Source organism: Terribacillus jepli (assembly GCF_047228925.1).
Lineage (GTDB): Bacteria > Bacillota > Bacilli > Bacillales > Amphibacillaceae > Terribacillus.
In genome coordinates this window covers 120,958-144,867 of sequence record NZ_JBFEGH010000007.1, presented here as the reverse complement: position 1 = coordinate 144,867, position 23,910 = coordinate 120,958, and the positions used below count along the sequence as shown (strand labels likewise).

At 46.8% G+C, this 23,910-nt stretch carries 20 protein-coding genes; 17 read left to right on the top strand and 3 right to left on the bottom strand.

The genetic code is table 11. From position 1 onward, the window contains the following. The first annotated feature begins 4 nt into the window (after nucleotides 1–4). The gene (locus tag AB1K91_RS10020; RefSeq protein WP_413089684.1) at nucleotides 5–946 is read left to right on the top strand and encodes a DHH family phosphoesterase; all 942 of its coding nucleotides are present in this window, start codon (nucleotides 5–7) and stop codon (nucleotides 944–946) included. Here AB1K91_RS10020 and ytrI read toward each other — a convergent pair. Beyond that, entirely contained in the window at nucleotides 943–1,446 is a 504-nt protein-coding gene (gene ytrI / locus AB1K91_RS10015) for a sporulation membrane protein YtrI (RefSeq protein WP_413089683.1), read from the bottom strand. The two genes, AB1K91_RS10020 and ytrI, sit on opposite strands and share 4 nt — an antisense overlap. Then, entirely contained in the window at nucleotides 1,446–1,778 is a 333-nt protein-coding gene (gene ytrH, locus AB1K91_RS10010; RefSeq protein ID WP_093728189.1) for a sporulation membrane protein YtrH, read from the bottom strand. Before ytrH ends, ytrI begins: the two co-directional genes overlap by 1 nt. A 126-nt stretch (nucleotides 1,779–1,904) precedes the next feature. On the opposite strand from ytrH, the gene dnaE reads away from it, so the two are divergent. The 7 genes from dnaE to AB1K91_RS09975 all read left to right on the top strand — a co-directional run bounded on the left by dnaE (nucleotide 1,905) and on the right by AB1K91_RS09975 (nucleotide 11,903). After that, nucleotides 1,905–5,177 (top strand): DNA polymerase III subunit alpha, encoded by a 3,273-nt coding sequence (gene dnaE / locus AB1K91_RS10005; protein WP_413089682.1) that lies wholly within the window; start codon nucleotides 1,905–1,907, stop codon nucleotides 5,175–5,177. A gap of 96 nt (nucleotides 5,178–5,273) precedes the next feature. After that, nucleotides 5,274–6,512: an NADP-dependent malic enzyme gene (gene ystJ, locus AB1K91_RS10000; RefSeq protein WP_413089680.1), complete on the top strand. Its 1,239-nt coding sequence runs from the start codon at nucleotides 5,274–5,276 to the stop codon at nucleotides 6,510–6,512. A gap of 153 nt (nucleotides 6,513–6,665) precedes the next feature. Then, entirely contained in the window at nucleotides 6,666–7,523 is an 858-nt protein-coding gene (gene accD, locus AB1K91_RS09995; protein ID WP_413089678.1) for an acetyl-CoA carboxylase, carboxyltransferase subunit beta, read from the top strand. Continuing rightward, nucleotides 7,520–8,473: an acetyl-CoA carboxylase carboxyl transferase subunit alpha gene (gene accA, locus AB1K91_RS09990; protein WP_413089676.1), complete on the top strand. Its 954-nt coding sequence runs from the start codon at nucleotides 7,520–7,522 to the stop codon at nucleotides 8,471–8,473. The genes accD and accA overlap by 4 nt, the downstream gene beginning before the upstream one ends. Nucleotides 8,474–8,659: 186 nt before the next feature. Beyond that, nucleotides 8,660–9,619, top strand: coding sequence for a 6-phosphofructokinase (gene pfkA / locus AB1K91_RS09985; RefSeq protein ID WP_413089674.1), 960 nt, complete (start codon nucleotides 8,660–8,662; stop codon nucleotides 9,617–9,619). A gap of 33 nt (nucleotides 9,620–9,652) precedes the next feature. Further along, a complete protein-coding gene (pyk, locus tag AB1K91_RS09980) occupies nucleotides 9,653–11,413 on the top strand; it encodes a pyruvate kinase (protein ID WP_413089672.1) in 1,761 nt (586 codons plus the stop codon). Between the two features lie 97 nt (nucleotides 11,414–11,510). Further along, the gene (locus tag AB1K91_RS09975) at nucleotides 11,511–11,903 is read left to right on the top strand and encodes an FxsA family protein (protein ID WP_413089670.1); all 393 of its coding nucleotides are present in this window, start codon (nucleotides 11,511–11,513) and stop codon (nucleotides 11,901–11,903) included. Here AB1K91_RS09975 and ytvI read toward each other — a convergent pair. Further along, nucleotides 11,900–13,018, bottom strand: a complete 1,119-nt coding sequence (gene ytvI, locus AB1K91_RS09970) for a sporulation integral membrane protein YtvI (RefSeq protein WP_413089668.1) — start codon at nucleotides 13,016–13,018, stop codon at nucleotides 11,900–11,902. The genes AB1K91_RS09975 and ytvI overlap by 4 nt on opposite strands. A 46-nt stretch (nucleotides 13,019–13,064) precedes the next feature. Between ytvI and AB1K91_RS09965 the strand changes: the two genes are divergently transcribed. The 9 genes from AB1K91_RS09965 to coaE all read left to right on the top strand — a co-directional run bounded on the left by AB1K91_RS09965 (nucleotide 13,065) and on the right by coaE (nucleotide 23,865). Then, a complete protein-coding gene (locus AB1K91_RS09965; RefSeq protein ID WP_093728198.1) occupies nucleotides 13,065–13,529 on the top strand; it encodes a DUF441 domain-containing protein in 465 nt (154 codons plus the stop codon). Between the two features lie 173 nt (nucleotides 13,530–13,702). Further along, nucleotides 13,703–14,821, top strand: coding sequence for a citrate synthase (gene citZ / locus AB1K91_RS09960; protein WP_413089666.1), 1,119 nt, complete (start codon nucleotides 13,703–13,705; stop codon nucleotides 14,819–14,821). A gap of 73 nt (nucleotides 14,822–14,894) precedes the next feature. Further along, entirely contained in the window at nucleotides 14,895–16,166 is a 1,272-nt protein-coding gene (gene icd, locus AB1K91_RS09955; RefSeq protein ID WP_413089665.1) for an NADP-dependent isocitrate dehydrogenase, read from the top strand. Between the two features lie 21 nt (nucleotides 16,167–16,187). Further along, on the top strand, nucleotides 16,188–17,126 hold the full coding sequence (mdh, locus tag AB1K91_RS09950) for a malate dehydrogenase (protein WP_413089663.1): 939 nt from the start codon (nucleotides 16,188–16,190) through the stop codon (nucleotides 17,124–17,126). Nucleotides 17,127–17,598: 472 nt separating this feature from the next. Next, nucleotides 17,599–18,294 (top strand): response regulator transcription factor, encoded by a 696-nt coding sequence (locus AB1K91_RS09945; protein ID WP_093728202.1) that lies wholly within the window; start codon nucleotides 17,599–17,601, stop codon nucleotides 18,292–18,294. Further along, entirely contained in the window at nucleotides 18,294–19,667 is a 1,374-nt protein-coding gene (gene pnpS, locus AB1K91_RS09940; RefSeq protein WP_413089661.1) for a two-component system histidine kinase PnpS, read from the top strand. The genes AB1K91_RS09945 and pnpS overlap by 1 nt, the downstream gene beginning before the upstream one ends. Nucleotides 19,668–19,759: 92 nt before the next feature. Next, complete coding sequence (gene polA / locus AB1K91_RS09935; RefSeq protein WP_413089659.1) at nucleotides 19,760–22,396, top strand: DNA polymerase I; 2,637 nt, start codon at nucleotides 19,760–19,762, stop codon at nucleotides 22,394–22,396. 21 nt (nucleotides 22,397–22,417) lie between these two features. Continuing rightward, on the top strand, nucleotides 22,418–23,242 hold the full coding sequence (gene mutM / locus AB1K91_RS09930; protein ID WP_413089657.1) for a DNA-formamidopyrimidine glycosylase: 825 nt from the start codon (nucleotides 22,418–22,420) through the stop codon (nucleotides 23,240–23,242). Between the two features lie 14 nt (nucleotides 23,243–23,256). After that, nucleotides 23,257–23,865, top strand: coding sequence for a dephospho-CoA kinase (gene coaE / locus AB1K91_RS09925; protein WP_413089655.1), 609 nt, complete (start codon nucleotides 23,257–23,259; stop codon nucleotides 23,863–23,865). Nucleotides 23,866–23,910: the final 45 nt, after the last annotated feature.

The following is a 23,910-nucleotide window of genomic DNA, read 5'->3' as shown; positions in this document are numbered from 1 at the left end:
TATGATGCACGATAGAATCCTGGAAAGAATCAAAGCTTATGACACAATTATCATTCAGCGGCATGTCCGGCCGGATCCAGATGCATATGGATCCCAAGTCGGTTTGAGTGAAATCATCAAGACATCTTTTCCTGATAAGCAGGTGTGGATCGTAGGGGATGAGGATCCATCCTTAACTTTCCTGGCAGAAATGGATACAATCAACGATAGCGTATTCGAGGAATCGCTTGTCATCATCTGCGATGCTGCCAACCAACCTCGTATTTCAGATCAAAGGTATAAGCTTGCCAAAGAAATCATCAAAATCGATCATCATCCGGAAGTGGACCGCTATGGAGATATCCAGTGGGTTGTCCCGACAGCTAGTTCCACAAGTGAAATGATATATGAGCTTTATGCTTCTCATCCTGAACTGGAGCTGACGACCCGGGGGGCGATGCTTTTGTATGCAGGTATCGTCGGTGACACGGGCCGATTTTTATTCCCTTCGACAAGCGAGAAGACATTTCATTATGCAGGCGAATTGATCAAGTATCCATTCGACCGAACGATATTATATGAAAAGCTATATGCATCCCGGCAAGATGTTGCCAGGCTGCAAGGTTATATTTTGCAAAACTTTACTTTGCACGAAACCGGTGTCTGTGCAATCCGGCTTACAAAGGATATCCTGGCAACCTATCGAGTGACTTCTTTGGAGACGAGTCAGCTTGTCGGAACGATTGCCAATATTGAAGGTGTCAAGGCCTGGCTCTTTTTCGTGGAAGAAGAAGAACAAATACGGGTGCGTGTCCGCTCGAAAGGACCTGTGATCAATGGTCTGGCCGGTAAATATAATGGCGGAGGCCATGTGTTTGCTTCCGGTGCTACCGTTTACAGCTGGGATGAAGCTGCCAGGCTCGAACGGGATTTACAGGAAATCTGCCGCCAGTTTGAAACAACTTAAGTATCCGTCTCCACTGTCACTGTCAAGTAGAGGATCTCTGATATGATCAGCTGCTTGACAGCGACCTTATATCGGAAATTATCCAACTCATAAACTTTATTCTCAATTGCACCGAGCAGTAATGGCGTGCTTTGAACGGCGCCGTTTACACTGCGGCCAATCATATGCCGTGCCTCTTCCTTGATCGCTTCCTTCAGTTCATGCTCGATCAATTTGTCCAGCTCCAGGCTTTCATCTGTTTCGATATTGACGGTGATTTCATCGATTATCAGCCCTTCCTGCTGCAGTTCATTCATTTCTTCATTATTATCCTTCAATACTTCGATATCACGTTCCAGGTCATGTATTGTGCCTTCCATTTCCACTTTTTCCTTCACCCAGTCCTCATAAAGGGTACCGTACATGAACAAATACACAAAATAGGAAATGATACCGCCAAGGAAAAAGCCAACCAAAAACCGCTGCCAGCCACTTTGCTTATAAATCGGCGGTATTCGCATCAGGAGATATCCTCCTGGATGAACCAGCCGATGATCAATAGTGCCGTTTTAACGCCTCCCATCGCAGCGACAATGATCAGAATCTGTTTGATGACGTCAAAGGTTGCCCCCTGGTAAATCCCTTTTTCAAAATTACTGATAGCATCGAATGTACCGCCGATCGCTGCGATGATTGCCCAGATTCGAATACCGTTGGAAATGCGTTTGATGGCGGTCAGCGGCGGCTCGCCAGTGGCAAAAGCGCCGATGCTGCCTATGAAACAGCCGCCGATCATAACGCCGAGTGCGATGAAATAGCAATGCATCATTGAAATGATTACGCGTTCTTCCATGCGGAAACTCCTTTTTTTATTCTTTTTCTACCCTATGGTGTCAGTGGACAAGTTATGTTAGTCATTTCAATGTATGCCGGAATTCGTATATAATGAAGAGAGTGTAAAAAAGGACGGTAATGAAGTATGGCATTTACGCATCTGCAAATCAGAAGCAGCTACAGCTTCTATCAAAGTACAATTAAAATCCCCCAGTTAGTGAAGAAAGCCAAAGAAGCAGGTTATGACGCGCTGGCGCTGACAGATGACGGTGTCATGTATGGCGTTGTCCCTTTTTACAAGGCTTGCTTGGATGCGGGTATAAAACCGATCATTGGTATCCACGTTCCCATCGAAGCAGAGGGGCAGGTGACGAAAACGCTTTTGCTGGCTGAAAATGATATCGGTTATCAGCATCTGGTTGAATTGAGTACATATCTTCGAACAAACGATATATCCCACTTGCCGCTTGCTTCGATGGAGGCTATGGCGGATGGGGTCATCGCCGTCATCCCAACTCACACAATGATTCAACTTCAAGTAGATTCATGGCGATCCATATTTGGTGAGAGGCTGTATGCTGGTATCAGTCCGGATGAAGTGCGTTACTTGGATGATCAGATGCTGGGTAAATGGCAGCAGAAACATAACCTTCGATTTGCAGCCACTGGCGATGTCCGCTATTTGCAGGAAGAGGATATAGATGCCTACCATTGCCTGCTTGCAATAGAGGAAGGAGCAACGTGGGAGCCGGCGCAGACTGGTGAAGGACTGAAGCACCATTTTCGTACCCAGGAAGAAATGGAACAGCTCTCCGATAGTGCTTTATGGCAAGAGGCATTGGTCCAGGCAGGTTCCATTGCGGAGCGTTGTACAATCCAGCTGCAGTTTGATCAACGTCATTTGCCGGCATATCCGGTTCCGCATGGAAGGAAAGCGGATGCCTATTTAATCGAAATCTCTGAGCAACGCTTAGAGGAACTATATGGGAATCGTCAGGATGCCAGAGAACGGCTGACGTATGAACTTGGCGTAATCAAGGAAATGGGTTTCAGTGATTATTTCCTCATTGTGTGGGATTTTGTCCGCTATGCAAAGGAGCATGGTATCCGTGTCGGTCCGGGGAGGGGATCGGCAGCGGGTTCCCTTGTTGCCTATGTGCTTGGGATAACCGCCGTGGATCCGCTGGCGTATGGTCTTTTGTTCGAGCGATTCCTGAATCCGGAAAGAATTACCATGCCCGATATTGATATCGACTTTTCCGATTACCGCAGGGATGAGGTCATTCGTTATGTTCGAAGCAAATACGGCTCGGATCATGTGGCGCAAATCATTACATTCGGCACCTTTGCGGCCCGCTCCCTACTCCGGGAATTGATCAAGACGATGGAGATACCACAGGCAGATGCCGCCTACTTGCTTAAAATGATACCGAATAATATAACCTCTTTGTCTGCCGGCTTGCGTGCTTCGGAGGAACTCACTGCCTATGTCAAGGATTCAGAACAGTTAAAGCGACTATTTCGAATCGGTGTCAAGCTGGAAGGTCTGCCGCGACATGTATCGACACATGCAGCTGGTATCGTCATCAGTGCCGATCCGCTGGTAAAAACAGTGCCGCTTGCTTCCGGGCATGACGATGTCGCGTTGACCCAATTTGCGATGAAGGAATTGGAGCAGCTTGGTTTGTTGAAAATGGATTTTCTCGGTTTACGCAATCTGACGTTGATGGATCATGTCCTCAATGGTTTGCCGAAGAAACCGGATATGGATTCGGTACCGCTTGATGATGAAGCAACTTTCCGCTTGTTCCGGGAGGGGCGTACGAATGGTGTATTCCAATTCGAATCAAGTGGCATGAAGCAAGTGCTGCGGCAGCTGAAACCATCGGCATTCGAGGATATCGTCGCCGTCAACGCTTTGTATCGACCTGGCCCGATGGGTTATATTCCTGTCTTTATCCGAAGGAAGCACGGAGAGGAAACGATCAGTTATCCACATGCTAATCTGGCTCCGATTTTAAAAAAGACATACGGTGTACTCGTCTATCAAGAGCAAATCATGCAAATTGCGGCTTCGATGGCGGGCTACAAGCTGGGAGAGGCTGATTTGCTCCGGAGAGCAGTAAGTAAAAAAGATGCTGATGTGCTGGCAAAAGAAGAAAACCGCTTCTTATCCGGCTGTATAGAAAATGGGTATAGCGCCGATACTGCCAAGGAAGTATTTTCCTGGATCGTGAAGTTCGCCAACTATGGATTTAACCGCAGCCATGCCGTTGCGTACAGCTATCTTGCCTATCAACTGGCATATTTGAAGGCGCATTTCCCAGCTAACTTTTTTGCTGAATTGATGAGCGGTGTCGCAAATCAGCCCGAGAAAATCCGGCAGTATATGCGAGAAGCTGGTGACAGCGGAATTGAAGTCTTGGCTCCTTCCATCAATAAAAGCTTCGGCAAGTATACGGTGGAGAACAAGAACATCAGGATGGGGTTGCTGGCGGTCAAAGGCATTGGAGCCCAGGTCGTCCGTGAGATCATCCAGGCTCGTAAAGACGGTCCTTTCAAGCATCTTTTCGACTTTTGCATTCGAGTATCCTTGAGTAAATCGGCATTGGAACAGCTCGTTTTAGCAGGAGCTTTCGATAGTATGCATGACAACAGAGCTGCTGTATTGGCTACGATTGACAAAGCGATGGAGCAGGCTGAATTGTTCAAGGAACTGTACGAGCAGCCTTCGCTGTTGGGGGAAGTGGAATTTGAGGCCACTTATGCAGAACAGGAGCCTTTTTCACCGATGACAACGTTAATGCACGAAAAAGAGGTATTGGGATTGTATATTTCAAGTCATCCACTCGCAAGCTATCGTAGTGATCTCCGCAGCAGTGGCCGTATTGCTGTGCAGCAGCTCGAAACACTGCCATTGAAGAAACAAGTGCGACTGGCTGCTGTTTTACTCCAACAGCGTACAATCAGGACAAAGAAAGGACAACCGATGGCGTTTCTGACTCTAGGTGATGAAACTGGTGAAATCGAAGCTGTTGTATTCCCGGATTTGCATCGGCAAATCGGGCGTTTTCTGGAAGAGGAAGCATTGCTCGACTTGACTGGCAGGATAGAGGAAAGAAATGGGGAAAGACAGCTCATTTTACAAGAAGGTCAACTTTTCCGGGATGATATGCTTGAACATAGCAAGGAACGCCTTTTTATCCGCTATGATGATATCGAGGAAGAGGAAGTTCTAGGAATTGTCCGCGAATGCGCCAAACAATATCCAGGCAACGTACCTGTCATTGTGGTACACAAGGAGACACGTAAAAGCTACCAGCTATCCGGAGCATATCATCTCGAGCTGAATCAAGGAATATTGGGTGAGCTCCGGAAGCAGTTCGGCAAGGATAATGTTGCTGTGTCAGGTCAATGATGATTCACCTTTCTTTACACCGTGGGAAGATATCCCTATAATGTATAAACGTCTGCACAGACCGTCATGTATAAATTACACAAAGGATGATAAAATATGTCCAATCTACGAGAAGATGCATTGAAAATACACCGTGAAAATAAAGGGAAACTGACAATGAAGTCGAAGATCCCCGTTCGCAATGCGACGGATTTGAGCCTTGCCTATTCACCTGGTGTAGCGGAACCTTGTAAAGAAATCCACCAGAACAAGGAAGACGTTTACGAGTACACAATGAAAGGCAATATGGTTGCCGTTGTCAGTGACGGTACTGCCGTGCTTGGCCTTGGTAACATCGGACCGGAAGCTGCTCTTCCAGTAATGGAAGGAAAATCCGTCCTGTTCCAGAGCTTCGCTGGTGTTGACAGCTTCCCGATCGTGCTTGATACAAATGATGTAGACGAAATCGTTCGCACCGTGAAATTGATGGCACCAACATTCGGTGGCGTGAACTTGGAGGATATTTCCGCTCCTCGCTGCTTCGAAATCGAAGAGCGTTTGAAAGCCGAAACGGATATTCCAGTATTCCACGATGATCAGCACGGTACTGCGATTGTAACGGTTGCTGGTTTGCTGAACGCGTTGAAATTGGTTGGCAAAAGCTTCGACAACATCAAAGTTGTCGCGAACGGCGCTGGTGCTGCAGGTATCGCAATCATTGAATTGCTGCACAGCCTTGGGGTAAACAACGTGATCATGTGTGATTCCAAAGGAATGATCTACGAAGGTCGTCCGGAAGGCATGAACAAAATGAAAGACCGCGTAGCGAAAATCACGAACCGCGACCGTCAGGAAGGCAGCCTGTCTGATGCGATCAAGGATGCTGATGTGTTCATCGGTGTATCTTTGGCAAACCTATTGTCCAAAGACGACGTACGCACAATGGCAAAAGATCCAATCATCTTCGCAATGGCGAACCCTGATCCCGAGATCTTGCCGGATGATGCGAAAGAAGCAGGCGCCCGCGTGATCGGTACTGGCCGCTCTGACTTCCCGAACCAGGTGAACAACGTGCTTGCCTTCCCTGGTATCTTCCGCGGTGCCTTGGATGTTCGCGCAACTGGCATCAACGAAGAAATGAAGATTGCAGCTGCGAAAGCGATCGCTGAATTGATCGACGAAAGCGATTTGAACGAAGACTACGTCATCCCAGCTCCATTCGATCCGCGCGTTGCTCCAGCTGTTGCAAAAGCAGTAGCGAAAGCTGCGATGGATACTGGTGTCAACCGTATCACGGTTGATCCAGAAGAAGTAGCTGAAAAGACTCGTCAGCTGACAATCATCGACGAAGACTGATATCCAACCTGCGCAGGCAGACGTTTCCATTGTTGGAAAATGTCTGCTTTTCGCGGGTTATATATGTTTACATAGTTGAATTTAACGCGCACGTACAAGGAAATGATGGTACAATAAATAGTTAGATGCGTTTGTTCAAAAGGAGGAATTACCTTGCTTAAAGATTTTTTTAGCAAGAAGAAACATGCTTCCAAGCCAAACGAAGAGGCGAAGCAGGATATTCCTGAGGGACTCATGCTCAAATGCTCGGGCTGTGGAAAGATCTACTACCGAGAAGAGATGAGAAAGCAATTGTATGTGTGCCCGAACTGCGGCCACCATCATCAATTGCCTTCTGACGAGCGAATTAACAGCTTGTTCGACGAGGGTTCGTTTACGGAATATGATACAGACTTAAAAACCGGCAATCCGCTGGAATTTCCAAGTTATCTGCAAAAGTTGGAGAAGGACCAGCTGAAAACCGGGCTAAAAGAAGCCGTTGTGACTGGTGAAGGAACAATCAATGGTTTTCGTACTGCTTTTGCAGTGATGGATTCCCGATTCAGAATGGCCAGCATGGGTTCTGTAGTCGGGGAAAAAATCGCACGCGCAATCGAAAGAGCACGCGAAGCGAATATTCCATTCATCATCTTCACCGCATCCGGCGGGGCCAGAATGCAAGAAGGTGCTCTTAGTCTGATGCAGATGGCGAAGACGTCTGCTGCGGTACAGCGTTTCCGCGATGCTGGCGGACTGATGATTTCTGTCATGACGAATCCTACATATGGAGGAGTTTCTGCAAGTTTTGCCTCTTTAGGGGATTATAACTTTGCCGAGCCTGGTGCTTTGATCGGGTTTGCCGGCAGACGTGTTGTAGAGGAAACGATTCGGGAGAAACTGCCGGAGGACTTCCAGACTGCGGAATTTCTATTGGACCATGGACAGCTTGACGCTGTCATCAACCGCCATGATATGAAAAAATACCTGACCACGATCCTCGATATCCATCAAGCAGGAGGAAACGTATCATGAAACAAGTATTGGAATTCGAGAAGCCGGTCATCGCTCTGCGGGAGAAGATTGCGGAGCTGAAGACGTTCACGAAGGAAAGCGACCTGGACTTGACGGAAGAAATCGTCAAGCTGGAAACGCGGCTGGAAAAGCTGGAGAATGATATTTATACGAATCTCAAGCCTTGGGATCGTGTCCAGATGGCTAGGCATGCGGAGCGTCCGACGACGCTAGACTATGTCGAGCATCTTTTCACTGATTTCCTGGAGTTCCATGGAGACCGTCATTATGGCGATGATGCAGCGATTGTCGCAGGAATTGCCAAATATAAAGGCCGTCCAGTCACGATTGTCGGCCATCAACGCGGTAAAACGACGAAAGAAAATATCCGCCGTAATTTCGGTATGCCTCATCCAGAAGGCTTCCGCAAAGCAGCGCGCCATATGCAGCAAGCTGCCAAATTCGGCCGACCGATCATATGCTTCATCGACACAAAGGGAGCATTCCCTGGCCGTGCAGCAGAAGAACGGGGACAAAGCGAGGCAATTGCCCGCAACCTGATGGAGATGTCCGGCTTTGAAGTACCGATCATTTGCATCGTTATCGGAGAAGGCGGCAGCGGCGGTGCGCTGGCACTGGGTGTAGGTGATCGCCTGCTGATGCTGGAGAATTCCACTTTCTCTGTCATTTCACCGGAAGGCGCAGCCTCCATACTGTGGAAAGATGGCGGAAAAGCCAAGGAAGCTGCCGAGAAGCTTAAAATCACTGCCCCTGACCTGAAGGAGCTCGGTGTCATTGATGCTATCATTCCGGAAATCCGCGGCGGTGCACATCGGGATCTGCAGGCTCAGGCTGAGCTCGTGGATCAAGTGATCACGGAGCAGCTTTCTGAATTGGAAAAACTGGACAAGCAAGTATTACTGGAACAAAGATGGGAAAAATATAATGAAATCGGTTCGTATGCTGAATAAGCAGCTAACCGATTGACTTCATCTTCCACTTCTGTAAACGATTTACATAGGCTTTTTTTGCGGAATTCTTTCTCTTACTTTTTTTAATAAGAAAATTATATGTTTTTATTTGATAATAAGTTGGATAAGGATTATCTTTGAAAGGGTATAAAAGTTCTATAATCGAAATTGTCTAGAGGTGAGCGCATGAAAAAGATAGGTGTTCTGACAAGCGGAGGGGACTCTCCAGGCATGAACGCGGCAATCCGTTCTGTCGTAAGGAAAGCTATTTATCATGACTTGGAAGTGTATGGTATATATAATGGCTACCAAGGACTGATTGATGGGAATATCAAACAGCTGGACCTTGGATCTGTCGGTGATATCATCCAGCGCGGGGGAACGATGCTGCACACAGCACGCTGCCTGGAATTCAAGACGGATGAAGGACAGGATAAAGGCATCGAACAGCTGAAACGCTTCGGCATCGAAGGGTTGGTTGTAATCGGCGGCGACGGATCATTCCGCGGAGCAGAGAAACTGACTAAAAAAGGCTATCCATGCATCGGGGTGCCGGGAACGATCGACAACGATATTCCAGGTACTGATTTTACAATCGGTTTTGATACTGCGTTGAACACAGTCATTGAAGCTATCGATAAAATCCGCGATACTGCAACAAGCCATGAGCGCACGTATGTCGTTGAAGTGATGGGGCGTCATGCAGGTGATATTGCCCTGTGGGCAGGACTTGCAGACGGTGCGGAAAGTATCCTTATTCCGGAACAGCCGACGGATTTCAATGACGTGATCGAACGTTTGAAGCGCGGCCAGGAACGCGGCAAGAAACATAGTATCATCATCGTTGCAGAAGGGGTCGGCAGTGGTTTCGAGTTCGGCAAACGCATCGAAGAAGCAACGAATATGGATACACGGGTCACTATTCTGGGACATGTGCAAAGGGGCGGATCGCCTACAGCGAATGATAGGGTGCTTGCAAGCCGTCTCGGCGCTCAAGCGGTCGATCTTCTGCTCGAAGGTAAATCCGGACGCATGGTAGGAATCCAGAATAATAAACTTGTGGACCATGATATCCTGGAAATTTTAGACCGGAAACACGAAATCGACCTGGATATGTATCGACTATCCCAGGAATTATCGATCTAATAGTTGTTGCACTACTGAAGGAGGATTCTCAAAATGAGAAAGACAAAAATCGTATGTACAATCGGACCAGCTTCTGAGTCCGTAGAAACACTAGTTCAGCTTATCGAGGCAGGTATGAATGTTGCACGCCTTAACTTCTCCCACGGGGATTTCGAAGAGCATGGCGCTCGTATCAAAAACATTCGCGAAGCTTCAAAACGCACTGGCAAAACGGTAGCTATCCTTTTGGATACAAAAGGTCCTGAGATCCGTACCGGCATCCTGCAAGACGGCGAAGCTAACATTGAAAAGGGTGACGAGATCTTTGTCAGCATGAACGAGATGGAAGGTTCCAAAGAGAGATTCTCTGTAACGTATCCAGGTCTGATCAATGATGTGCATGTTGGATCGAAGTTTCTTTTGGATGACGGCTTGATTGAATTGGAAGTACTCGACATCGATAAAGCGAATAATGAAATCAAAACAAAAGCATTGAACTCTGGTTTGCTTAAGAACAAAAAAGGTGTCAACGTACCGGGTGTCAGCGTGAACCTTCCAGGTATCACAGACAAGGATGCAAGCGACATCGAGTTTGGTATCGGACAAGGCATCGATTTCATTGCGGCTTCTTTCGTAAGACGTCCATCCGATGTATTGGAAATCCGTGAATTGCTTGAAAAGCATGAAGCTGGTCATATCCAAATCATTCCTAAAATCGAAAACCAAGAAGGCTTCGACAACCTCGATGCAATCCTTCAGGTGAGTGATGGTCTGATGGTTGCACGTGGTGACCTTGGTGTGGAAATCCCTGCAGAAGATGTACCTTTGGCACAAAAAGAAATGATCAAACGATGCAACATCGCTGGTAAACCAGTTATCACAGCTACTCAGATGCTTGATAGCATGCAGCGCAATCCGCGCCCGACACGTGCAGAGGCTTCTGACGTTGCGAATGCGATTTTCGATGGTACGGATGCAATCATGCTTTCTGGTGAAACAGCAGCTGGTAACTATCCAGTCGAAGCAGTTCGCACGATGAATAACATCGCTCGTAAAGCGGAGACTGCACTTGACCATAAAGCAATCCTTGAAGAGCGTTCCAAAGCAAGTGATATGACGATTACAGATGCAATCAGCCAATCTGTCGGTCATACAGCCATCAATTTGAGTGTAAGTGCAATCGTTACAGCAACTTCAAGCGGCTATACTGCGAAAATGATTTCGAAGTACCGTCCGAAAGCTCCCATCGTGGCAGTAACATTCGATGAAGCGACCAATCGCAGACTTTCCCTTGTTTGGGGTGTTCAAGCGATTACTGGTGAACGCGTGGAATCTACGGATGACATGCTGGATCTTGCTGTGGATACAGGCTTGTCCACTGATTTGTTCAAGCGCGGAGACCGCATCATCATCGCTGCAGGCGTACCTGTAGGTGAAACTGGTACGACGAACTTGATGAAAGTTCATGTAATCGGCGATATCCTTGCCAAAGGCCAAGGCATCGGTAAAGGCAGTGTCTATGGAAAAGCTGTCGTTGCAAAAGATGCTGACCAAGCACAGCGTCTTGTACAGCAAGGAGATATCCTTGTAACATACGGAACAGATAAAGACATGATGCCGGCTATCGAGAAAGCAGGCGGCCTGATTGTAGAAGAAGGCGGTTTGACCTCACATGCAGCTGTTGTCGGTCTAAGCCTTGGTATTCCGGTTGTAGTAGGTGTGGCCGAAGCTACATCGAAAATTACCGATGGTGCATTGGTGACAGTCGATGCGGCTAAAGGTGATATTTATGATGGACATGCTAGTGTCCTATAAGATATAAGAATGGAGGAGAGGGATGAGACCCTCTCCTTTTTTATTTGCTATTAGGCTGTGTTAAACTAAAGCTATTCTGATTAATGGAGCGTTGTGTATGAAAAAAGCGTTGCTTTTTCTTTTTATCTTGTTTCCAGCCATTGAAATAACATTTTTCATTTGGGCTGGTTTGAAAATCGGTTTTCTTTGGCTGTTCCTACTTATCGTAGCAACGGGTCTGCTTGGAGTGGCACTTGCTCGTCGCGAGGGACTTCAGACATATAGGAGGGCCAAGGAACAAATGCAGAATGGCCAGCCGCCCACGGATGAACTTTTGAATGGAACATGTATATTGATTGGCGGTTTTCTGTTGTTGCTGCCCGGCTTTTTCAGCGATTTGATAGGTCTTTTGTTTCTGCTGCCGTTTACCCGTAAAAGACTGCGTTATTGGGTGCAGGCACTGCTTATGCGGCTGGTATCGAAAAATACTATCAGAGTCTACCGCCGCTAAGGCTGTTTGCCGTTTTTGATATATTGCCATAGGACATGCAGGACGCCAGTATGGTGAAGGGTGTGCAAAACTACTAGCAGCACGGGACCGGCAAGAAGTCCGATAAAGCCTAATAGCTGGAATCCAGCAAAGACGGCAATCAGTGTAGCTAACGGATGCAGCCCGATTTGGACGGACAGTAAGTTAGGTTCCATAAGCTGCCGCTGCAGCACGATTACGAGATACAGTACAGCCAGTCCTATTGTCAAAGGGAAATTACCCGTCAGGAAGCTGTAGAGGATCCAAGGAACGAAGACAATGCCTGTCCCTAAATAAGGTACGATATCGACCAGGGAAATGAAAAAGGCCGTAGCAATCGGATGCTCGATACGAAGCACGGCAAAGCCTAAGCACATGATGACGAATGTCAAGCTTAGCAGCAAAGCCTGCGCTTTCAGAAAACCGACACATGCCCTTAATAAACCTTTCCCCACTTGTTTGGTGGAAGTAAGCAGTAAGGCAGGAAGAAAACGATCTAAGAAGGCTGTGATTTTCTCCCAGTCTTTACAAATGAAAAAAGTCCCAAGCAATGCAAAAATGCAGACGCTTATATAAAGCGGGGCCTTGCCAAGCAGCAGGGGGACAGCCTCCAGTGCTGCTTGGATCCCTTCTCCAAGTGTAACGGAAAGGTGCTGGATGACAGCTTGGAGATTCTCATCCAGTGCTTCTTGCTGGCCGGGATTTAAATCCTGCTGAAAAGACATCAGTCGCTCGTAATAAGGGACAATATATAATTCCACGAGCTTTTGTACATAGTTTACAAAATCAGTGAAATGAACTGGTACTGTTTTGGCAAGATAGGCTGCCCCTTGAGCAATTTCATTTACGGCCAATGCAAGTCCGCCAAGGCATAATCCCAAAAAAATTAATAAGATAAGTCCGACAGCTGCCGTCCTGTTTAAAGCTGTCTTTCGTTCAATCAAGCGGACAGCTGGATTCATCAGGAGAGCGAGGATGACAGAGATGATAAATGGATATACATAAGGAGCAGCCAGCAGAATGAGTGCAATACTGCCGGCAGTGGTTCCCAGGACAATGCATAATCGCAGCAGCTGGTGAAGGGTTGTCATTTGCATGAGCTCACATCCTTTATTGTAGTGAAGAAAGTTTGGAGGAAAAATTTTGTTAAATACATCATCATTATTTTTAGTAATCATACTTATTTTAGGAATCATCGGAAAGAACCAATCGATTACAATCGCAGCATACATCCTGCTCGGCATCAAAGTCCTGCAGCTGGATGACAAGCTGTTTCCCTTCCTTGCGTCCAAAGGACTGAGTATCGGGATAACAGTGCTTACCATTGCGGTGCTTGTCCCGATAGCGAGTGGTGAAATTGGGTTCAAAGATTTATATGCGAGTGTGAAATCATATTATGCATGGGTAGCATTGGCAGCAGGTATCCTGGTGGCTGTGCTCGGCAAATACGGTGTCAACCTGATGTCATCGGATCCGCAAGTGACGGTGGCACTTGTAATCGGAACAATCCTTGCTGTTGTGCTATTGAACGGAGTTGCAGTAGGGCCGCTGATCGGAGCGGGAATCGCCTATATGGTGTTTCAAATCATCGGACTATTTACAAAGTGACAATAATTTGGTAATAATCAGATAATAAAGAAAACAAAAAAATTAAAACGTTTTCATTTCACAAACTCAAATATTATGTTTATAATGAAAGTGCTTCACTCAAATATCTAGCAACTTGAATTTTTTATTACACATGTTAGCGTTTTGACTTTTACTAAAGGGGAGAGATTAACATGGCAGTAGTTAAGGGGCTTGAAGGTGTTGTAGCGGCAGAATCCAAGATCAGTTCGATCATCGATGATCAGTTGACATATGCCGGTTATAGCATCGACGATCTTGCTAGTAATTCCAGTTTCGAGGAAGTAATTTATTTGTTATGGCATGGTGAGCTGCCGACTGAGGAGCAGCTTGCACAGCTGAAAGGGGAATTGGCTGCGCAGGCAAAGCTTCCGGAAGCGGTCATCGAACACTTGAAATCATGTGATTTGAAAGCGGTTCACCCAATGGCGGCACTTCGCACGGCTGTTTCACTGCTGGGGTTGTATGATGAGGATGCAGAAGTGAATACAGCAGAAGCGAATGCGAAAAAGGCAATCCGCCTTCAAGCGCAGATTGCGACACTAGTGGCAGCATTTTCCCGTATCCGTTCCGGTCAGGAACCGGTGCAACCGAGGGAAGATTACAGCTATGCTGCGAATTTCCTGTACATGTTCAATGAGCAAGAGCCGAAAGACATCGAAGTCGAAGCGATGAATAAGGCGCTTGTACTTCATGCAGACCATGAATTGAATGCATCTACATTTACAGCGCGTGTCTGTGTCGGTACGTTGTCCGATATGTATTCCGGCCTAACAGCAGCTATCGGTGCATTGAAAGGACCGCTTCACGGCGGCGCAAACGAGGCAGTGATGGAAATGCTGTTCGACATTGGCGAAGTCGAGAATGTGGAAGCATATCTTGAAAAGAAATTTGCAAACAAAGAGAAGATCATGGGTATGGGACATCGTGTTTACAAAGCAGGTGATCCCCGTGCGAAATTCCTTAAAGAAATGTCTCGTGAACTTACAGAAATCTCCGGTCAGACGAAATGGTATGAGATGAGCATAAAGGTAGAGGATATCGTCAAGCGCGAAAAGAATCTTCCAGCTAACGTCGATTTCTATTCCGCAACTGTTTATTACAGCTTGGGAATCGATCATGATCTTTATACACCAATTTTCACGGTGAGCCGTTTCTCAGGATGGATCGCGCATATCTTGGAGCAGTACTCAGATAACCGTCTAATTCGCCCGCGGGCCGAATATGTCGGGGAAACACATCGCACGTATACACCATTAGAAGAAAGAGTCTAATAATTTTACAACCATAGTGGCCAATATTTGCTAAACTGATAGAGTATCAGATTTTATTTAGGAGGAATCGAACATGGCTGAAGCAAACAAAATCACAGTAACAAACGGAGCGTTGCAAGTACCAGACCGTCCGGTCATCCCTTTCATCGAAGGAGATGGAACAGGTCCTGATATTTGGGCTGCCGCAAGCCGTGTACTCGAGGCTGCAGTGGATAAGGCTTACAAAGGCGAGAAGTCGATTGAATGGAAAGAAGTTTATGCAGGTCAGAAAGCATTCGATAAGACAGGCGAATGGCTCCCGGAAGAAACACTTGATGTGATCCGCGAATATAAGATTGCTATCAAGGGTCCATTGACAACGCCGGTTGGCGGCGGTATCCGTTCATTGAACGTAGCGCTAAGACAAGAGCTTGATTTGTTTACTTGCTTACGTCCGGTCCGCTACTTCAAAGGTGTTCCTTCACCAGTGAAGAAGCCAGAGGATACAGATATGGTGATCTTCCGCGAGAATACGGAAGATATCTATGCTGGTATCGAATGGCAGAAGGGTTCACCGGAAGTGAAAAAAGTCATCGATTTTCTTGAAAATGAAATGGGAGTACATAAAATTCGCTTCCCGGAAACATCCGGTATCGGCATCAAGCCAGTATCGGAAGAAGGAACAAAGCGACTGGTGCGCGCAGCGATTGATTACGCAATCCAGGAAAACAGAAAAAGTGTGACACTGGTTCATAAAGGCAACATCATGAAATTCACCGAAGGCGCCTTCAAAAACTGGGGTTACGAACTAGCTGAAGCTGAATACGGAGATAAGGTATTCACATGGCAGCAGTATGATAAGATTGCCGAAGACCAAGGCCGTGAAGCTGCTGACAAAGCACAGCAGGAAGCCGAAGCGGCTGGCAAGATCGTCATCAAAGATGCGATTGCAGATATCTTCCTTCAGCAGATCTTGACTCGTCCTGCAGAATTTGACGTAGTGGCGACGATGAACTTGAATGGAGATTACATTTCTGATGCACTTGCTGCACAAGTCGGCGGTATCGGTATCGCTCCAGGAGCGAATATCAACTATGAAACAGGTCACGCCATCTTTGAAGCGACACATGGTACAGCACCGAAGTATGCTGGTTTGGATAAAGTGAACCCATCTTCTGTCATCCTTTCCGGAGTGCTTCTGCTTGAGCACTTGGGTTGGAGAGAAGCGGCAGATTTGATCACGAAAGCTATGGATAAAACGATCGCTTCCAAAGTTGTCACGTATGACTTCGCTCGATTGATGGACGGTGCTACGGAAGTGAAGACGTCCGAATTTGGTGATGAACTGATTAAAAATATGGACTAATGTGTCAAAGGAGGAAACATCATGGCAATCAAGCGTAGAAAAGTATCTGTAATCGGCAGTGGTTTCACAGGGGCTACAACAGCATTCCTGATCGCACAGAAAGAGCTTGCGGATGTCGTGTTAGTCGACATTCCGGACATGGAAGATCCAACGAAAGGTAAGGCATTGGATATGCTGGAAGCATCTCCGGTACAGGGCTTTGATGCACATGTGAAGGGTACAGCAGACTATGCCGACACAGAGGATTCCGATGTGGTCGTCATCACTGCAGGTATCGCCCGCAAACCTGGTATGAGCCGGGATGATCTTGTGAATACGAACAGCAAGATCATGAAATCCGTTACGGAACAAGTTGTGAAGTATTCACCGAACAGCATCATTGTCGTACTTACTAACCCGGTCGATGCGATGACATATACGGTGTACAAAACATCCGGATTCCCGCGCAACCGTGTAATCGGTCAGTCCGGTGTTCTTGATACAGCCCGTTTCCGTACATTCGTAGCGGAAGAGCTCAACCTATCTGTCAAAGACATCACTGGCTTCGTCCTAGGCGGACATGGGGATGACATGGTGCCGCTCATCCGTTACTCCTATGCAGGAGGCATTCCGCTTGAAACATTGATTCCTGAAGATCGCCTCCATGCCATTGTCGAACGCACGCGCAAAGGCGGCGGTGAAATCGTCAACTTGCTAGGAAACGGAAGTGCTTATTATGCACCGGCAGCTTCGCTTCTCGTCATGGTGGAAGCTATCCTGAAAGATCAGCGCCGTGTCATTCCTTCCATTGCTTACTTGGAAGGGGAGTATGGCTACAACGATCTATTTCTTGGAGTGCCGACGATCATCGGAGGCAATGGACTGGAAGATGTTATCCAGCTAGAGCTTACGGATGATGAAAAATCGCAGCTCGATAAGTCGGTTGAATCCGTACGCAAAGTCATGACCGTTCTTCAATAACATATCGATGAGACTGGAATAAGTATGTCGGTCTCAGAAAAATCCGGACTATGTTGTAAATTCTTATATAAAGAATTTGACTAAGTTCGGATTTTTTCTGATGTAAATAATGTTAAAAGAATAGGGTGGCGTTCTGGGGATTATTTACACATAAGCCAAGCTGCATGAACGAAAGGTGAATTTATCCGTTTTATCGAAAGGAAATGTGACGGAGACTCCTCAATAAATATAAAACTATTTCATGCGATTTCTTGCTACTGCAGCATTCCGGGAAGGGCATTGGTGAAACGCCAAAGCAAGCCGGCACGGGAGGCTAATCAGCCGCCCGATTCCATTTCTGCTGACGATGGAAAGTTATCGTTATGGTAGCGGCTTTTTTATATTTACAAACTCTTAACAGAGAAAGCGAATTGGCAAGGTTCACTTTACAGTTGGAAAAAGGTATGATGTTGCATAGAGGGGGCTAGTATCCATGGCACAAAAAGTACTTATTGTTGATGATGAAGAATCCATCGTAACTTTACTGCAATTCAATATAGAAAGAGCTGGGTTTGAAACGGAAACAGCCTTCGACGGCCTGACTGGATTGCAGAAGGCATTGCAGAATACATACGATATGATCGTCCTTGATCTGATGCTGCCGGAATTGGACGGGACAGAAGTTTGCAAGCAGCTGCGGCAGAAACAGATTGACACACCGATCCTCATGCTTACAGCGCGTGATGAGGAATTGGACAAAGTGCTTGGACTCGAGCTTGGTGCGGATGATTATCTCACGAAGCCATTCAGCCCGAAAGAGGTTGTTGCTCGGATCAAGGCTATCTTGCGTCGTACCAATAAGAGTGATAATTATATGGAAAGCGGCGAAATCAAGATTTCGGGATTATCCATCTTCCCGGATCAATATGAAGCATCCATTAATGGGGAATCCTTGAGTTTTACTCGCAAGGAATTTGAGCTTTTACTGTATCTGGCGAAAAACAAGGGGCGTGTCATGTCACGTGATCAGCTTCTGAGCTCCGTGTGGAATTATGACTTCGTTGGGGATACGCGAATCGTGGATGTACATATCAGCCATCTTCGTGAAAAAATCGAACCTGACTCCAAACATCCTGTATATATCAAGACCATTCGCGGTTTGGGCTATAAGATGGAGGAGCCGCAGTAATGCGTCGCAGCTCTTATGGGATTGCCGTCTATGGATCGCTCATCCTGCTGATCTTTGCGGCAATCGGTTTTATCCTTATGCAAATCACCGATGAGTGGTTTATTCTCTGGGGTGTCCTGCTCATTGGTGCGGCACTCATCATTTCCGTCTTATACCGAATTCAGGAACGCTATATCAAACCTGTGTCCATGACTGCCGAAGTGGCGGAGGAGCTTGTGAAGGGGAACTATAAGGCTAGGAATTATGAAAATTTTTACGGAGATGCCGGCAGGCTGATCCGCTCGGTGAATCAAATCGCGCGCAATTTGCATGAGCTGGAGCTTCTGGAGAAGATGCAGGAAGATCAGCTGGAGACAGTGATCGACAACATGGAAAGTGGCTTGATGCTCGTTGATGAACGCGGATATGTGCATTTGGTCAATCGGAAGTTCTTATCCGTTTTCGGTGGGAAGGACAAGGATTATATCGGCCATGTATACCATGACACGATTTCCCAAAGCAATATCCATCATGTCGTTTCTGAGGCGTTTCTTTATGAAGAAAAGGTACGTGATGCTTTCACGCTTCAGCGTGAAAAAGAAAAGCGTTTCTTCGATATCGTTGCAGCACCAATTTTCAATGACTCCTATGATTTGAAGGGTGCTGTACTTGTATTTTATGAGATCACGGATTTGAAACGGGTCGAAGAGATGCGTAAGGACTTCGTAGCCAATGTCTCGCATGAATTGAAAACACCACTCACATCGATACGCGGCTTTTCTGAAACATTGCTGGAAGAAGGTGCTTTGGATGATAAAGACCTTACGGAGCGCTTCATTACGATCATCAATAATGAAAGTCAGCGCCTGCAGGCTTTGGTGAAGGATTTACTTGAGCTCTCGCGTCTGGAAAAAGATGAACTTCAGGTGAAGGTGGAAAGACTCGATTTCAGTACAATGGTTGATACGATCATGCCGATGATCGAACAGCATGCTGCAAGCAAGCAGATTGATGTGGAGTTGGAGCTTCCCGACAGTGTCATTATGCGTGGTGATGAGGACCGGCTGAAGCAGCTTGTGATCAACTTGATGAATAATGCTGTCAACTATACACCGCCAAATGGGAAGGTCAAGCTGAAGGTGACACAATCGAATGATGCAGTGTTTGCCGAGATATCGGATACGGGAATCGGGATTCCAGAGAGTTCAATCGATCGAATTTTTGAGCGTTTTTATCGTGTCGACAAGGCACGCAGCCGTAATACCGGAGGAACGGGACTGGGACTTGCCATCGTTAAACATGTAGTCGAGGCACATGATGGAATGATTACGGTAAGCAGTGAAGTGAATAAAGGCACCACCTTTTCCATCCGGCTGCCAAAGGCACTCGGCTAAGATCGTCCAGCTGGACGATCTTTTTTGTTTCAGCGTGGAAACATGGTAAACTAATGAAAAGATACTGGAACGACGATAAAGGAGTTTGAAGTATGACGAATAAATTGGTTTTGATCGATGGTAACAGCATTGCTTATCGGGCATTTTTTGCCCTGCCATTATTAAATAATGACAAAGGCATCCATACAAATGCCATTTATGGATTTACAACGATGCTGCTCCGAATATTGGAAAATGAAAAGCCGACACATATGCTGGTCGCTTTCGATGCTGGCAAGACGACTTTCCGTCATGAAACATATAAAGAATACAAAGGTGGCCGTCAGAAAACTCCACCCGAGTTATCGGAACAATTCCCGCTGCTGCGTGAATTACTGGATGCTTTCTCAATCAAACATTATCAACTGAACCAATACGAAGCCGATGATATCATCGGAACTTTGGCGAAGCAGGCAGAAGCGGATGACTTCGAAATCAAAGTCATTTCCGGAGACAAGGATTTGCTGCAGCTTGTTAGTGATAAGACGACGATACAGCTTACACGGAAAGGCATAAGCGAAATCGATTCTTATACGCCGGAGTTCCTGCTTGAAAACATGGAAGTAACGCCTGAACAGATCGTCGACATGAAAGCACTCATGGGTGACAGCTCCGATAATATACCTGGTGTTCCCGGCGTCGGGCAAAAAACGGCAGTTAAACTGCTGAAACAGTTCCAAACACTTGATAGCATTTATGAGCAGCTGGATGATGTATCAGGGAAGAGCATCAAGCAAAAGCTTACTGACAATAAAGAATCGGCGTTCATGAGTCGGGAGCTGGCAACAATCGAAACAGAGGCACCGATCGAAGTGAGCCTTGGCGAAATCAACTACGATGGCTATCAAAGCGCATCTGTCAGTGCGATTTTCAAAGATTTGGGCTTCCAGTCGCTGCTGGGCAGGATTGGTGAGGAAGGCGCGCCGGAGGAAGTGTCAGAAGAGCTGTCACCGCTTGATGTGACGATTGTGGAAGAGGTTACGGAGGATCTATTCACAGGTGAGGATGCGCTTGTCGTCGAAATGCTGACGGATAACTATCATACTGCGCAAATCGAAGGCTTCGGTCTTGCCAATGAGAACGGTGCTTATTTCATTCCTTCGGAGGTCGCGTATGAATCCGATGTATTTAAAGCTTGGGCGCAGGATGGCTCCAAAGCGAAATGGGTTTTTGATGTGAAGCGATCAGTCGTAGCATTGCTGCATCATGGCATAACATTGGAGAATGCCAATTTTGATTTACTCTTGGCGTCTTACTTGATCAATCCATCCGAAAATCATCATGACATCCCGGCAATCGGACATCGTCTCGGCGAAAATGATGTTTTATATGATGAAGAAGTATATGGAAAAGGTGCGAAGATGAAGGTGCCGGATTTGAATGCATTCAGTGAGCATCTTGGCCGGAAAGCGATGGTCATCTACAAACTTAAGCCGGAGGCAGAGGAAAAGCTTTCAGGTTACGAACAGCTCGACCTGTTCCTTAACCTGGAGATGCCGCTAGCTGCCATTCTTGGCGAAATGGAATATCTCGGGGTGCAGGTGGATGTGGATCGTATCAAGGAGATGAAAGAAGAGCTTGCCGGCAGACTCGCTGAAATCGAACAAAAGGTATATGAACTAGCTGGTGAGGAGTTCAATTTGAATTCACCGAAGCAGCTAGGACCGATCCTGTTTGAGAAGCTCGGGTTGCCGGTCATCAAAAAGACGAAAACAGGATACTCTACATCAGCAGATGTATTGGAACAGCTTGCAGATCAGCATGAGATCATCCAGCAGCTGCTGTTGTACCGTCAACTAGGCAAGCTTCAATCCACTTATATCGAAGGTCTGCTCAAGGTTGTGGACAAGGAAACGAATAAAATTCATACCCGCTTCAATCAAGCATTGACACAAACCGGACGATTGAGCTCGACGGAGCCGAATTTGCAGAATATCCCTATCAGACTGGAAGAAGGGCGGAAAATCAGACAAGCTTTTGTTCCATCAAAAGAGGAGTCGGTCATTTTTGCCGCCGATTATTCCCAAATCGAACTGCGTGTGCTGGCACATATTGCCAAAGATGAAAAATTGATCGAGGCATTCAATGCAGATATGGATATTCACAGCCGGACAGCGATGGATGTTTTCCACGTCGAAGAGAAGGATATCACGAGCAATATGCGTCGCCAGGCGAAGGCAGTCAATTTTGGAATCGTATATGGTATCAGCGATTATGGATTATCCCAAAGTCTTGGAATCACGCGCAAGGAAGCGCAGCAGTTCATCGATCGTTATCTTAAGAGCTTCCCAGGCGTGAAAACGTATATGGAAGATATCGTTCAGGATGCCAAACAAAAAGGATTTGTTACAACCATCATGAACCGCAGACGCTATTTACCGGATCTGACCAGCCGGAATTTCAATGTGCGCAGCTTTGCCGAGCGTACAGCGATGAATACGCCGATCCAGGGCAGTGCGGCAGACATCATTAAAAAGGCGATGATCGATTTGGCGGCACGCTTGGAAGAAGAGCAGCTGGAAGCGAAACTTCTCCTGCAAGTGCATGATGAATTGATTTTGGAAGCTCCTGAATCGGAAATCGAGAAATTGAAGGAGATCGTGCCGGATGTCATGGAACATGCAGTAGAGCTGGATGTGCCGCTTAAAGTGGAATATGCATACGGCAAAACATGGTACGACGCGAAATAAGCACGGAAAGAAGGACAAGGAATGCCAGAATTACCAGAGGTAGAAACAGCCAGGAGGACACTTGAACAGCTTGTCGTCGATAAGACGATTGAAGATATCACTGTCCGCTGGCCTAAAATCATAAAATTCGATGAAGGCACAGATCGTTTCATAGAGCGGCTGAAAGGACAGACTTTCCGATCTATCGGCCGCAAAGGGAAATTTCTCATGTTCTATTTGGATGGAGATGTACTTGTTTCCCACTTACGGATGGAAGGGAAGTTCTCCGTCAAGCGGGAAACGGAGCCGGATGACAAGCATACCCATGTCATTTTCCACCTGACGAATGGGGAACAGCTTCGCTATAATGATGTCCGTAAATTCGGTACGATGCATTTGTTCAAGGAAGGACAGGAATATGACGCACCACCGCTGACCTTGGTGGGACCAGAGCCTTTTGACGAATCTTTTACTTTGGATTATTTCAAGGAAAAGGTACAGCGAAGCAGCCGGATGATCAAAAATATTTTGCTTGATCAGTCGGTGGTGGCTGGGTTGGGTAATATTTATGTAGATGAAACGCTTTTCAAAGCGGGTGTGCATCCGGAACGTCGCGGTTCGTCGATTGAGGATACAGAATTAGTCCGCATCCAGCAAGCTGCTGCTGAGACATTGCTGGAAGCAGTCGAAAAAGGCGGCAGTACGATCCGGAGTTATGTGAACAGCCAAGGAAAAATAGGTACATTCCAGAAACAATTGCTCGTGTACAGCCAGCAAGGAACGCCATGCCCGAACTGCGGCAGGGAAATCATCAAAATCAAAGTCGGCGGGAGAGGCACACATATCTGCACAGCTTGTCAGCAATGAAGGAGGATCCAGCCATGGGCATTGTAATCGGACTGACCGGAGGCATTGCATCCGGAAAAAGTACAGTAAGCGAGTTGTTCAGGGAATACGATATTCCGGTCATCGATGCTGATGTAGTCGCCAGGGAAGTCGTCGAGCCCGGTGAGCCGGCCTTGGCTGCCATTGTCGAAGCGTTTGGAGCGGAAATCCTGCTTCCGGATGGGACGCTGGATCGGCCGAAGCTGGGCAGCATCATTTTCCCTGATCCAGGTAAACGGGAGACCTTGAACGGAATTGTACATCCTGTCGTCAGAGAAAGGATGACTGCTGAGCGTGATCGGCTCAAACCCTTGCATCCAGCAGTCGTTCTTGATATTCCGCTTTTGTTTGAAGGCAACCAATTGCATCTAGTCGACAAAGTTGTCGTAGTTTCAGTCGATTTTGAAGTCCAGTTGGAGCGGCTGATGCATCGTAATAACTTGACGGAACAGGAAGCGTTGGACCGGATCGCAAGCCAGATGCCATTGGCTGACAAAGTCGCCCGGGCTGATGCAATCATCGATAATAATGGAAGCAAAGAGGATACGAAAAAGCAGCTGAAGCAGCTTTTGACATCGTGGAACATTATAGAAGGAGCCCATTAAAAAGGGCTCCTTTATTGTTCGCATTTTTCTTTTAATGTGTTATAC